Raw genomic sequence first — 13,557 nt, forward strand, 5'->3', positions numbered from 1 at the left:
CGTCCGCCGGCCCTGCGCCCCTCACCGGGCGGTGGGCCGGCGGCCCGCCCGCACCCCTTGCACCATTCCGTTCCGCCGGACCGCCTCGACAGCGGGAACCGGCAAGCGAAGGAAGTAGGACCCCTTGCTCGACGTCAACGTCTTCGACGAGCTGCGCATCGGTCTGGCCACGGCCGACGACATCCGGACCTGGTCGCACGGCGAGGTCAAGAAGCCCGAGACCATCAACTACCGCACCCTGAAGCCGGAGAAGGACGGGCTCTTCTGCGAGAAGATCTTCGGCCCCACCCGGGACTGGGAGTGCTACTGCGGCAAGTACAAGCGCGTGCGCTTCAAGGGCATCATCTGCGAGCGCTGCGGCGTCGAGGTGACCCGCTCGAAGGTCCGCCGTGAGCGCATGGGCCACATCGAGCTCGCCGCGCCCGTCACGCACATCTGGTTCTTCAAGGGCGTCCCGTCGCGCCTCGGCTACCTGCTCGACCTCGCCCCGAAGGACCTGGAGAAGGTCATCTACTTCGCGGCGTACATGATCACGTGGGTCGACGTGGACGGTCGCCAGGAGGACCTCCCGAACCTCCAGAACGAGATCGACCTGGAGCGCAAGGAGATCGCGGACCGCCGCGACAACGACATCAACACCCGCGCCGCCAAGCTCGAGGCCGACCTGGCCGAGCTCGAGGCCGAGGGTGCCAAGGCCGACGCCCGTCGCAAGGTCCGCGACTCCGCGGACCGCGAGATGGCGCAGGCGCAAGCGTGCCGACGCGGAGATCGACCGCCTCGACACGATCTGGGACCGGTTCAAGAACCTCAAGGTCGCGGACCTCGAGGGCGACGAGCTGCTCTACCGCCAGCTGCAGGACCGCTACGGCAACTACTTCGAGGGCTCGATGGGCGCCGCGGCGATCCAGAAGCGCCTCGAGGCCTTCGACCTGGAGGCCGAGGCCGAGTCGCTGCGCGAGACCATCCGCAGCGGCAAGGGCCAGCGCAAGACCCGCGCCCTCAAGCGCCTCAAGGTCGTCAACGCGTTCCTCACCACGACGAACTCGCCGACCGGCATGGTGCTGGACGCCGTCCCGGTCATCCCGCCGGACCTGCGCCCGATGGTGCAGCTCGACGGTGGCCGGTTCGCCACGTCCGACCTGAACGACCTGTACCGCCGCGTCATCAACCGGAACAACCGCCTCAAGCGGCTCCTGGACCTGGGCGCGCCGGAGATCATCGTCAACAACGAGAAGCGGATGCTCCAGGAGGCCGTGGACTCGCTGTTCGACAACGGCCGCCGCGGCCGCCCGGTCACGGGCCCCGGCAACCGCCCGCTCAAGTCGATCTCCGACATGCTCAAGGGCAAGCAGGGCCGGTTCCGCCAGAACCTGCTCGGCAAGCGCGTCGACTACTCGGGCCGTTCGGTCATCGTGGTCGGCCCGCAGCTGGAGCTGCACCAGTGCGGTCTGCCCAAGCAGATGGCGCTCGAGCTGTTCAAGCCGTTCGTGATGAAGCGCCTGGTCGACCTGAACCACGCGCAGAACATCAAGTCGGCCAAGCGCATGGTCGAGCGCGCGCGCCCGGTCGTGTGGGACGTGCTCGAGGAGGTCATCACCGAGCACCCGGTGCTGCTGAACCGTGCGCCCACGCTGCACCGGCTCGGCATCCAGGCGTTCGAGCCCCAGCTCGTCGAGGGCAAGGCGATCCACCTGCACCCGCTCGTCTGCGGCGCGTTCAACGCCGACTTCGACGGTGACCAGATGGCCGTGCACCTGCCCCTGAGCGCGGAGGCGCAGGCCGAGGCCCGCATCCTCATGCTCTCGAGCAACAACATCCTGAAGCCGTCCGACGGCCGCCCGGTGACCATGCCCTCGCAGGACATGATCATCGGCCTGTTCCACCTGACCTCCGACAAGGAGGAGCCGGTGGGCGCGGGTCGCGCGTTCAGCTCGGTGTCCGAGGCGATCATGGCGTTCGACCAGGGCTCCCTGGACCTGAACGCGGTCGTGCGGATCCGCATGGAGGGCCTCGTGTTCGCCGCGGGCCAGGAGCCCGAGGGCTTCTCGCCGGACGCGCCGTACCTGTTCGAGACCACCCTGGGTCGGGCGCTGTTCAACGAGCTGCTGCCGGTCGACTACCCGTACGAGAACGGGGTCGTCGACAAGAAGCGCCTGTCGGTCATCGTCAACGACCTGGCGGAGCGGTACCCGAAGGTCGAGGTCGCCGCGTCGCTGGACGCCCTGAAGGAGGCCGGCTTCCGCTGGGCCACCCGCTCGGGCGTGACGATCGCGATCTCGGACGTCGCGGCGCCGAACCAGAAGGCGGAGATCCTCGCCGAGCACGAGGCGCGCGCGACGAAGGTGCAGGGCCAGTACGACAAGGGCCTCATCACCGACGACGAGCGTCGTCAGGAGCTCATCGAGATCTGGACGCAGGCCACCGACAAGGTCGCCAAGGCGATGCAGGAGAACTTCTCGGCCCGCAACACCGTGTTCCGCATGGTCGGCTCCGGTGCGCGTGGCAACTGGATGCAGGTCCGGCAGATCGCCGGTATGCGTGGTCTGGTGGCGAACCCGAAGGGCGAGATCATCCCGCGCCCGATCAAGGCGAACTACCGCGAGGGCCTGTCCGTCCTCGAGTACTTCATCGCGACGCACGGTGCTCGCAAGGGCCTGGCGGACACCGCGCTGCGGACCGCCGACTCGGGCTACCTGACCCGTCGTCTGGTGGACGTCTCGCAGGACGTCATCGTCCGCGAGGAGGACTGCGGCACCGAGCGCGGCCTGACCATGCCGATCGGCGTGCCGGGCACCAACGGCCTGCGTCGTCACGACAAGGTGGAGACCTCGGTCTTCTCCCGCACGCTGGCGACCGACGCGGAGATCGACGGCGAGATCATCGGCAACGCCGGTGACGACATCGGCGACGTCCTGCTCGACCGCCTGCTGGCGGCCGGCGTCGAGTCGCTCAAGGTGCGCTCCGTGCTCACCTGCGAGTCCCGCGTGGGCACCTGCGCGAAGTGCTACGGCCGCTCGCTGGCCACCGGCAAGCTCGTCGACATCGGCGAGGCCGTCGGCATCATCGCGGCCCAGTCGATCGGTGAGCCCGGCACCCAGCTGACGATGCGTACCTTCCACACCGGTGGTGTCGCGTCGGCGGAGGACATCACGCAGGGTCTGCCGCGTGTCCAGGAGCTCTTCGAGGCCCGCACCCCCAAGGGTGAGAGCCCCATCGCGGAGTTCTCGGGCCGCATCACGATCGACGAGGCCGACCGGACCCGCCGCCTGGTGCTCACGCCGGACGACGGCTCGGAGGAGATCGCCTACCCGATCACGAAGCGCTCGCGCCTCCTGATCAGCGACGGCGACCACGTCGAGGTCGGCACGCAGCTCGTCCAGGGTGCGGTGGACCCGAAGAAGGTCCTGCGCATCCTCGGCCCGCGCGCCACCCAGAAGCACCTGGTGGACGAGGTCCAGGAGGTCTACAACTCCCAGGGCGTGGACATCCACGACAAGCACATCGAGGTCATCGTGCGGCAGATGCTGCGTCGCGTGACCGTGCTGGACTCCGGCGACACCGGCCTGCTCCCGGGCGAGCTGGCCGAGCGCGGCCGGTTCGAGGACTTCAACCGCCGTGCGGTCGCCGAGGGTGGCCAGCCGGCCTCGGGCCGTCCGGAGCTGATGGGCATCACGAAGGCGTCGCTCGCGACGGACTCGTGGCTGTCGGCGGCGTCCTTCCAGGAGACGACCCGCGTCCTCACCGAGGCCGCGATGTCGGGCCGCAGCGACCCGCTGCTCGGCCTCAAGGAGAACGTCATCCTCGGCAAGCTGATCCCCGCCGGTACGGGCCTGCCCCGCTACCACGAGGTGTCGGTCGAGCCCACCGAGGAGGCGAAGGCCGAGCTGTACCCGTCCTTCGGCTACGACGAGATCGACTTCCCCGCCCTGGGCCTCGGCTCGGGCGAGGCGATCCCGCTCGAGGACATCGACTTCGGCGACTTCCGCTGAGGTCACGCCTCACCACCCCGAGGGGGTCCGCCGTGCTCGTCACGGCGGGCCCCCTCGGGCGTCCGGGCCCTGCCACCTCCTGCTTTGACGGTGTGCGGACCGGCGAGTAACGTTGGACACCGTGCCCGCGCCGTCGGGCCCTCGCGCGCGCTCTTCCCTGAGCGCCGGGTGATCACCCCGCCCGCACCGCAGACCGACCCCGTGAGGGGCCCGGGACGCGGAGCAGGACGGGGGCGACACGCCCGAGCGCGGGGGTCGGTTCGGGACGCAAGACCCCACCGGGGTAGCCGCGCGACGGGCGGCGAACCGGACCAAGCCGGCCGTCCAGGGTGACGGGTGCCGGTCAGACCAGACTCATCAACGTAATGGAGACGTAGTGCCTACGATCCAGCAGCTGGTCCGCAAGGGCCGGACGCCGAAGACCAACAAGTCGAAGACCCCTGCGCTGCAGGGGAGCCCGCAGCGCCGCGGCGTCTGCACCCGCGTGTACACGACCACCCCGAAGAAGCCGAACTCGGCGCTCCGCAAGGTCGCGCGCGTCAAGCTTCTCCTCGGGCATCGAGGTCACGGCCTACATCCCCGGTGAGGGCCACAACCTGCAGGAGCACTCCATCGTGCTCGTCCGCGGCGGTCGCGTGAAGGACCTCCCCGGTGTGCGGTACAAGATCATCCGTGGCGCGCTGGACACCCAGGGCGTGAAGAACCGTAAGCAGGCGCGTAGCCGCTACGGCGCGAAGAAGGGCTGAACCGATGCCTCGCAAGGGTCCGGCCCCGAAGCGGCCGCTCATCATCGACCCGGTCTACGGATCGCCGGTCGTCACCCAGCTGATCAACAAGGTCCTCCTCGACGGCAAGAAGTCCGTCGCCGAGGCCATCGTCTACGGCGCCCTCGAGGGCGTCCGTGAGAAGACCCAGGGCGACCCGGTCGTCGTCCTCAAGCGCGCGCTGGACAACGTCCGCCCGTCGCTCGAGGTCCGGTCCCGGCGCGTCGGTGGCGCGACCTACCAGGTCCCGGTCGAGGTCCGCCCCGTCCGCCAGACCACGCTCGCGCTCCGCTGGCTCACGGACTACTCGCGCGCTCGCCGCGAGAAGACCATGACCGAGCGTCTGATGAACGAGATCCTCGACGCGTCCAACGGCCTCGGTGCCGCGGTGAAGCGCCGCGAGGACATGCACAAGATGGCCGAGTCCAACAAGGCGTTCGCCCACTACCGCTGGTAATCCCAGCTGTGGCGCGAACCCCACTAACGAGGGGCTGAACCTGTGGCACTGGACGTGCTGACGGACCTGAACAAGGTCCGCAACATCGGCATCATGGCGCACATCGATGCCGGCAAGACGACGACGACCGAGCGGATCCTGTACTACACGGGCGTCAACTACAAGATCGGCGAGACCCACGACGGGGCGTCGACCACGGACTGGATGGAGCAGGAGCAGGAGCGCGGCATCACCATCACGTCCGCTGCTGTCACCGCCTTCTGGAACAAGGGCAAGGCGAACGAGACGCAGATCAACGTCATCGACACGCCCGGCCACGTGGACTTCACCGTCGAGGTGGAGCGCTCGCTGCGCGTGCTCGACGGCGCGGTCGCGGTGTTCGACGGCAAGGAGGGCGTGGAGCCCCAGTCGGAGACCGTGTGGCGCCAGGCCGACAAGTACGAGGTCCCCCGCATCTGCTTCGTCAACAAGATGGACAAGCTGGGCGCGGACTTCTACTTCACGGTCGACACCATCGTGAACCGCCTCAAGGCCAAGCCGCTGGTCATCCAGCTGCCGATCGGCGCCGAGAACGACTTCATCGGCGTCGTCGACCTGGTCGAGATGCGCGCGCTCGTGTGGCGCGGCGAGACCGAGATGGGCGCGAAGTACGACATCGAGGAGATCCCGGCCGACCTGCAGGACCGGGTCGACCAGTTCCGCGCGGAGCTGCTCGAGGCCGTCGCCGAGACGGACGACGCGCTGCTCGAGAAGTTCCTCGGCGGTGAGGAGCTGACGGTCGCCGAGATCAAGGCCGGCATCCGCAAGCTCACCATCTCCGGCGAGGCGTTCCCCGTCCTGTGCGGCTCGGCGTTCAAGAACAAGGGCGTCCAGCCCATGCTCGACGCCGTCGTCGACTTCCTCCCGTCGCCCCTCGACGTCCCGGCCATCCAGGGCCACGACGTCAAGGACGAGGAGGTCGTCATCGAGCGCCACCCGGACGCCACCGAGCCGTTCTCGGCCCTGGCGTTCAAGATCGCGGCGCACCCGTTCTTCGGCAAGCTCACCTTCATCCGGGTGTACTCGGGCAAGGTCGTGCAGGGCGCCCAGGTGCTCAACGCGACCAAGGGCAAGAAGGAGCGCATCGGGAAGATCTTCCAGATGCACGCCAACAAGGAGAACCCGGTCGACGAGGCCACGGCAGGCCACATCTACGCGTTCATCGGCCTGAAGGACGTCACCACCGGTGACACCCTCTGCGCCCTCGACGCGCCGGTGGTCCTGGAGTCCATGACCTTCCCGGAGCCCGTCATCGACGTGGCGATCGAGCCGAAGACCAAGGGCGACCAGGAGAAGCTCTCCACGGCGATCCAGAAGCTCGCCGAGGAGGACCCGACGTTCCGCGTCCGCCTGGACGAGGAGACCGGCCAGACCGTCATCGGCGGCATGGGCGAGCTCCACCTCGACATCCTCGTCGACCGCATGCGGCGCGAGTTCAAGGTCGAGGCGAACGTCGGCAAGCCGCAGGTGGCCTACCGCGAGACGATCCGCCGCAAGGTGGAGAAGATCGACTACACGCACAAGAAGCAGACCGGTGGCTCCGGGCAGTTCGCCAAGGTCCAGATGACCTTCGAGCCGCTCGAGTCCGAGGACGGCGCGATGTACGAGTTCGTGAACGCCGTCACCGGTGGTCGCGTGCCTCGCGAGTACATCCCGTCCGTGGACCAGGGCATCCAGTCCGCGATGCAGCTCGGCGTGCTGGCCGGCTTCCCGCTGGTGGGCGTCAAGGCCACGCTGCTCGACGGTGCCGCGCACGACGTCGACTCCTCGGAGATGGCGTTCAAGATCGCCGGTTCCATGATCCTCAAGGAGGCGGCCCGCAAGGCCGACCCCGTGCTGCTCGAGCCGGTCATGGCCGTCGAGGTGCGCACCCCCGAGGAGTACATGGGCGACGTGATCGGCGACATCAACTCGCGGCGCGGCATGATCCAGTCCATGGAGGACGCCACGGGCGTGAAGGTGATCCGCGCCCAGGTTCCTCTCTCCGAGATGTTCGGGTACGTCGGTGACCTGCGGTCGAAGACCCAGGGTCGCGCGGTGTACTCGATGCAGTTCGACAGCTACGCCGAGGTTCCTCGGAATGTTGCCGACGAGATCATCAAGAAGACCCGGGGCGAGTAGTCCCACAGGTCGAACCGAGTACGACCAATCAACCCGACCCGTAGGACCGCACGTCCGCGGGGGCGCTGAGCCCCCGCATCGTTCGGCAATCTCTACACCAGAGTCCTGAGGAGGACCCAGTGGGTAAGGCCAAGTTCGAGCGGACCAAGCCGCACGTCAACATCGGGACCATCGGTCACGTCGACCACGGCAAGACGACGCTGACTGCTGCGATCTCGAAGGTGCTGCACGACAAGTACCCCGACCTGAACCCCTTCACGCCTTTCGACGAGATCGACAAGGCCCCTGAGGAGAAGCAGCGCGGCATCACGATCAACATCGCGCACGTCGAGTACCAGACGGAGAAGCGTCACTACGCTCACGTCGACGCGCCCGGTCACGCCGACTACATCAAGAACATGATCACGGGTGCGGCGCAGATGGACGGCGCCATCCTCGTGGTCGCGGCCACCGACGGCCCGATGGCCCAGACGCGCGAGCACGTGCTGCTGGCCAAGCAGGTCGGCGTGCCGTACCTGCTCGTCGCGCTCAACAAGTCCGACATGGTCGACGACGAGGAGATCCTCGAGCTCGTCGAGATGGAGGTCCGCGAGCTGCTGTCGTCGCAGGGCTTCGACGGCGACGAGGCCCCGGTCATCCGGGTCTCCGGCCTGAAGGCCCTCGAGGGCGACCCGCAGTGGGTCAAGTCCGTCGAGGACCTGCTGGACGCCGTGGACGAGTCCGTCCCGGAGCCGGTCCGCGACATGGACAAGCCGTTCCTCATGCCGATCGAGGACGTCTTCACGATCACCGGTCGTGGCACCGTCGTCACCGGCAAGGTCGACCGCGGCAAGCTGCAGATCAACTCCGAGGTCGAGATCGTCGGCATCCGCCCGGCGCAGAAGACCACGGTCACCGGCATCGAGATGTTCCACAAGCAGATGGACGAGGCGTGGGCCGGCGAGAACTGCGGCCTCCTGCTCCGTGGCACCAAGCGTGAGGACGTCGAGCGCGGCCAGGTCGTCGTGAAGCCCGGCTCGATCACGCCGCACACCGAGTTCGAGGGCCAGGTCTACATCCTGGCCAAGGACGAGGGCGGGCGTCACAACCCGTTCTACTCGAACTACCGTCCGCAGTTCTACTTCCGGACCACGGACGTCACCGGCGTCATCACGCTGCCCGAGGGCACCGAGATGGTCATGCCCGGCGACAACACGGAGATCTCCGTGACGCTGATCCAGCCCATCGCGATGGAGGAGGGCCTCGGCTTCGCCATCCGCGAGGGTGGCCGCACCGTCGGCTCGGGCCGCGTCACCAAGATCAACAAGTGATCTGACCCCTTCGGGGGAGCAGGACCAGGAGGGCCCGGGTGCTACGGCACCCGGGCCCTCCTGCCGTGCCCGCCCCGCGCACCTCACCCCCGCGCACCCCACCCCCCGCGCGCCACTCACCCGCGAGGGCGCACGAGACACCACGAGGGCGCATGAGATCTCCTACGCCCTCGTGGTGTCTCGTACGCCCTCGTGAGACGGGGCGAGCTCGTGCTGGGGACGACGGCGAGGAAGGGGAAAGTGCGGGGGAGGGTGGGGGTGTGGATCAGGTGAGGCACGGGGCCGCGCGCGCGGCGGCGGGGCGGGGTGACGTGCTCGACGTCCCGACGGCGGCGGTGCGAGGGGTCGACGGCGCGGCGCTACGGGCGGCGGCGCGGGACGGTGCGCTGGTCCGGGTCCGGTACGGCGCCTACGTCGACTCGGTGCGCTGGGACGCGCTGCCCGACGGGGCCCGCTACCGGCTCCGCGTGCGCGCCGCGGCCCGGCGGCTCGACGACGCGGTGTTCAGCCACGACTCCGCGGCGGTGCTGCACGGACTGCCGCGGATCGGCGCGTGGCCGACCGACGTGCACGTGGTCGTGCCGCGGACCGGGGGCGGGAGGTCGTCGCCCGGGGTCCGTCGGCACGCGGTCCGCGCGATGCCGCCCGGCTGCGTGGTCGACGGGGTCCGGTGCACGTCGGCGGCCCGGACGGTGGTCGACGTCGCGCGGACCTGGGGCCTCGCGGGTGGTCTCGTCGCAGCCGACCACGCGCTCGCCGCAGGCACCACGGATCTGGCGGGCCTCGGCGCAGAGCTGCGGGCGGCCGGCGACGGACGTGGCACCCGCGCGGCGAGGTGGGTCGTCGCCGCGGCGTCGCCGCTGTCGGAGTCGGTCGGGGAGTCGCTGAGCCGCGCGCGCATGCTCGAGCTCGGATTCCGTCTCCCGGTGCTCCAGCACGAGGTGCGCGACCGCGGCGAGCTGGTCGCGCGGGTCGACTTCTGGTGGCCGGACGTGCGGCTGGTCGGGGGAGTTCGACGGCCGGCTCACGTACCGCGCCGGCGGTGTGCCGGACCCGCGGGCAGCGGAGGACCGGGTCTGGGCGGAGAAGCGCCGCGAGGACCGGCTGCGGGCGCTGGGCCTGCGCGTGATCCGCTGGACCTGGGACGACGCCCTCCGCTCCACCCCCCTGGCGACCCTCCTGACCCGCGCCGGCGTCCCCGCCGCGTGAGAGCACCCAGCACCACCCCGCGCCGTCCCGCACGTCGAGGGCGCACGAGACACCACGAGGGCGTACGCCGTGGGCTACGCCCTCGTGGTGTCTCGTGCGCCGTCGGGCAGCGGCGCTCCCGGGGCGCGCGGGTGCGTGGCGCGCCCTCGGGCGGCGCGTGATCGTGCGGGTGTGACGGAGCACCGGTTGGACCTTTGGGGAACCGCCTGGCACACTAGACAAGTTGCCCGACGACGGGGGTGCCTGCGCGCGTGCGCTCGGTGCGCCACCACGGTCAGGGCAGGGAACGCGTTGCGAGTCCAGCAGGCCCGGGGTCACCCGGCGTCGGACTCCATCACCACAACGACCTCGTTCCCTCCGGCGCGCCCCGCGTGCTGGACGGGAGCCGGCGTGAAGGTATGTCGCGAAGAGCGACACGCCCGAGTGCGGGGGTCGGACGTCAAGCAGTTCGAGAGAGAAGCAGACGACGCCATGGCGGGACAGAAGATCCGCATCCGGCTCAAGTCCTACGACCACGAGGTCATCGACAGCTCGGCGCGCAAGATCGTCGACACGGTGAGCCGCGCTGGTGCGACGGTCGTTGGCCCGGTGCCGCTCCCGACGGAGAAGAACGTCTTCGTCGTCATCCGGTCGCCCCACAAGTACAAGGACAGCCGCGAGCACTTCGAGATGCGCACGCACAAGCGGCTCATCGACATCATCGATCCCACGCCGAAGGCGGTCGACTCGCTCATGCGTCTCGACCTGCCCGCGGACGTGAACATCGAGATCAAGCTCTGACGCTGGGAAGGAACTGATCTTCATGGTTACCCAGCAGAACGCGCGCCCCGTCACGGCGGTGCTCGGCACGAAGCTCGGTATGACGCAGGTCTGGGACGCCGATGGCCGTCTCGTCCCCGTCACCGTGGTCGCTGTCGGCACCAACGTCGTCACCCAGGTGCGCTCCGCTGACGCGGATGGTTACTCGGCGATCCAGCTGGCCTACGGCCAGGTGGACCCCCGCAAGGTCACCAAGCCGCTCAAGGGCCACTTCGAGAAGGCCGGGGTCACCCCCCGCCGGCACGTGGCCGAGATCCGGACGTCCGACGCGGCCGAGTTCACCCTCGGCCAGGAGATCACCGCGGAGGCCTTCGCGGCCGGCGCGCTGGTCGACGTGATCGGCACGACCAAGGGCAAGGGCACCGCCGGTGTCATGAAGCGCCACGGGTTCTCCGGTGTCGGCGCCTCGCACGGTGCGCACCGCAACCACCGCAAGCCGGGCTCGATCGGTGGCGCCTCGACGCCGTCGCGCGTGTTCAAGGGCGTGCGGATGGCCGGTCGCATGGGCCACGCCCGCCAGACCACCCAGAACCTGACCGTGCACGCGGTCGACGTCGAGAAGGGTCTGCTGCTCCTCAAGGGCGCGGTTCCCGGTCCGAAGCGTGGCGTCGTCGTGGTGCGTACCGCCGTGAAGGGGGCATGAACCCCATGTCCGAGACGCTGACCGTCGACGTCGTCGACACCACGGGCAAGAAGGCCGGCACGGCCGAGCTGCCCGGTGAGGTGTTCGACGCCCAGACGAACATCCCGCTGATCCACCAGGTCGTCGTGGCGCAGCGCGCCGCTGCGCGCCAGGGCACCCACGACACGAAGAACCGTGGCGAGGTCCGTGGTGGCGGCAAGAAGCCGTACAAGCAGAAGGGCACCGGCCGCGCCCGTCAGGGCTCGACCCGTGCGCCGCAGTTCGCGGGCGGTGGAGTCGTGCACGGCCCCACGCCGCGTGACTACTCCCAGCGGACCCCGAAGAAGATGAAGGCCGCGGCGCTCCGCGGTGCTCTCTCGGACCGCGCTCGCGCCGGCCGCGTCCACGTCGTCACCGGTTTCGGTATCGACGCGGCGCCCTCGACCAAGGCCGCCGTGGCCGTGCTGGACCAGCTGTCCGGCCGCAAGCACGTGCTGGTCGTCGTCGAGCGTGCGGACGAGCTGGCCTGGAAGTCGCTGCGGAACGTCGAGCGGGTCCACCTGCTCGTCGCCGACCAGCTCAACACCTACGACGTGCTCGTCTCCGACGACGTCGTGTTCACCCAGGGCGCGCTCGACACGTTCCTCGCCGGTCCCGTCAAGGGCCGTGGCGCGACCGCCGTCGCGACGTCGTCCGAGGCCGAGGAGGACGTCAAGTGACTGCCGTCGCCAAGGACCCCCGCGACATCCTGATCGCGCCGGTCGTGTCCGAGAAGAGCTACGGGCTCCTGGACGAGGGCAAGTACACCTTCGTCGTGGACCCGCGTGCCAACAAGACCGAGATCAAGATCGCCGTCGAGCAGGTCTTCTCGGTCAAGGTCGACTCCGTCAACACGATCAACCGCAAGGGGAAGTCGCGTCGCACGAAGTTCGGCATGGGCAAGCGCAAGGACACGAAGCGCGCGATCGTCACCCTCCGCGAGGGCACGATCGACATCTTCGGCGGACCGGTCGGCTGACCGGGCCTGAGAGCAGATTGAGGACAGATCCCCATGGGAATCCGTAAGTACAAGCCGACGACGCCGGGGCGCCGCGGCGCGAGCGTCGCCGACTTCGTCGAGATCACGCGCTCGGTGCCGGAGAAGTCGCTGGTCCGCCCGCTGCACAAGACCGGTGGTCGTAACTCGACCGGCCGCGTCACGATGCGGCACCAGGGTGGCGGTCACAAGCGTGCCTACCGCGTCATCGACTTCCGTCGCCACGACAAGGACGGCGTGCCGGCCAAGGTCGCTCACATCGAGTACGACCCCAACCGCACCGCCCGCATCGCGCTGCTGCACTACTTCGACGGCGAGAAGCGCTACATCATCGCGCCGAACAAGCTGAAGCAGGGCGACGTCGTCGAGAACGGCGCCGGCGCCGACATCAAGCCCGGCAACAACCTGCCGCTGCGCAACATCCCGACCGGTACGACCATCCACGCCATCGAGCTCAAGCCCGGTGGCGGCGCCAAGATCGCCCGCTCCGCGGGTGCCTCGGTGCAGCTGGTCGCGAAGGACGGGCCGTACGCCCAGCTGCGCATGCCGTCCGGCGAGATCCGCAACGTCGACCTGCGCTGCCGCGCGACGATCGGCGAGGTCGGCAACGCCGAGCAGTCGAACATCAACTGGGGCAAGGCCGGCCGCATGCGCTGGAAGGGCAAGCGCCCCTCCGTCCGTGGTGTCGCGATGAACCCGATCGACCACCCGCACGGTGGTGGTGAGGGCAAGACGTCCGGTGGTCGTCACCCGGTGAGCCCCTGGGGCCAGCCGGAGGGCCGCACGCGTCGTCCCAACAAGCCGAGCGACAAGCTCATCGTCCGTCGCCGCCGCACCGGCAAGAAGCGCTGATAGGGAGCCTCGAGAATGCCTCGCAGCCTCAAGAAGGGGCCCTTCGTCGACGGGCACCTGCAGAAGAAGGTCGACGCGCAGAACGCGGCCGGCACGAAGAACGTCATCAAGACCTGGTCGCGTCGATCGATGATCACGCCGGACTTCCTGGGTCACACGTTCGCCGTGCACGACGGTCGCAAGCACACGCCGGTGTTCGTGACGGAGTCGATGGTCGGGCACAAGCTCGGCGAGTTCGCCCCGACGCGCACGTTCCGCGGCCACGAGAAGGACGACCGGAAGGGCCGTCGCCGCTGACCCCCGGGTCAGCCAGGCGACTGCCCTGACGGCAGAGACAGA

10 protein-coding genes and 2 pseudogenes are annotated in these 13,557 nt (G+C 69.2%); all 12 read left to right on the top strand.

What is annotated here, in order from left to right; translation table 11 throughout:
• Positions 1–124: 124 nt before the first annotated feature.
• The 12 genes and pseudogenes from AC1VL8_RS08920 to rpsS all read left to right on the top strand — a co-directional run bounded on the left by AC1VL8_RS08920 (position 125) and on the right by rpsS (position 13,515).
• A pseudogene (locus tag AC1VL8_RS08920) lies at positions 125–3,989 on the top strand (DNA-directed RNA polymerase subunit beta').
• 376 nt (positions 3,990–4,365) lie between these two features.
• Positions 4,366–4,735 (top strand): annotated as a pseudogene (rpsL, locus tag AC1VL8_RS08925) (30S ribosomal protein S12).
• A 4-nt stretch (positions 4,736–4,739) separates the two neighbouring features.
• Positions 4,740–5,210 carry a 30S ribosomal protein S7 gene (gene rpsG / locus AC1VL8_RS08930; RefSeq protein WP_179687208.1) on the top strand — a complete coding sequence of 157 codons (471 nt, stop codon included), beginning with the start codon at positions 4,740–4,742 and terminating at the stop codon, positions 5,208–5,210.
• 42 nt (positions 5,211–5,252) lie between these two features.
• On the top strand, positions 5,253–7,370 hold the full coding sequence (fusA, locus tag AC1VL8_RS08935; RefSeq protein WP_389225917.1) for an elongation factor G: 2,118 nt from the start codon (positions 5,253–5,255) through the stop codon (positions 7,368–7,370).
• 119 nt (positions 7,371–7,489) lie between these two features.
• Positions 7,490–8,680: an elongation factor Tu gene (tuf, locus tag AC1VL8_RS08940; protein ID WP_483074935.1), complete on the top strand. Its 1,191-nt coding sequence runs from the start codon at positions 7,490–7,492 to the stop codon at positions 8,678–8,680.
• Between the two features lie 1,044 nt (positions 8,681–9,724).
• The gene (locus tag AC1VL8_RS08945) at positions 9,725–9,889 is read left to right on the top strand and encodes a hypothetical protein (protein WP_483074936.1); all 165 of its coding nucleotides are present in this window, start codon (positions 9,725–9,727) and stop codon (positions 9,887–9,889) included.
• Between the two features lie 471 nt (positions 9,890–10,360).
• The gene (gene rpsJ, locus AC1VL8_RS08950; protein ID WP_122147693.1) at positions 10,361–10,669 is read left to right on the top strand and encodes a 30S ribosomal protein S10; all 309 of its coding nucleotides are present in this window, start codon (positions 10,361–10,363) and stop codon (positions 10,667–10,669) included.
• 22 nt (positions 10,670–10,691) lie between these two features.
• Positions 10,692–11,351 carry a 50S ribosomal protein L3 gene (rplC, locus tag AC1VL8_RS08955; RefSeq protein WP_389225927.1) on the top strand — a complete coding sequence of 220 codons (660 nt, stop codon included), beginning with the start codon at positions 10,692–10,694 and terminating at the stop codon, positions 11,349–11,351.
• 5 nt (positions 11,352–11,356) lie between these two features.
• Positions 11,357–12,049, top strand: a complete 693-nt coding sequence (gene rplD, locus AC1VL8_RS08960) for a 50S ribosomal protein L4 (protein WP_483076218.1) — start codon at positions 11,357–11,359, stop codon at positions 12,047–12,049.
• Entirely contained in the window at positions 12,046–12,348 is a 303-nt protein-coding gene (gene rplW, locus AC1VL8_RS08965; protein ID WP_389225934.1) for a 50S ribosomal protein L23, read from the top strand. Before rplD ends, rplW begins: the two co-directional genes overlap by 4 nt.
• Positions 12,349–12,381: 33 nt before the next feature.
• Entirely contained in the window at positions 12,382–13,218 is an 837-nt protein-coding gene (gene rplB, locus AC1VL8_RS08970; protein ID WP_389225937.1) for a 50S ribosomal protein L2, read from the top strand.
• 15 nt (positions 13,219–13,233) lie between these two features.
• Positions 13,234–13,515 (top strand): 30S ribosomal protein S19, encoded by a 282-nt coding sequence (rpsS, locus tag AC1VL8_RS08975; RefSeq protein ID WP_146838615.1) that lies wholly within the window; start codon positions 13,234–13,236, stop codon positions 13,513–13,515.
• Positions 13,516–13,557 lie beyond the last annotated feature (42 nt).

This window comes from Cellulomonas sp. KU4C, assembly GCF_056868065.1.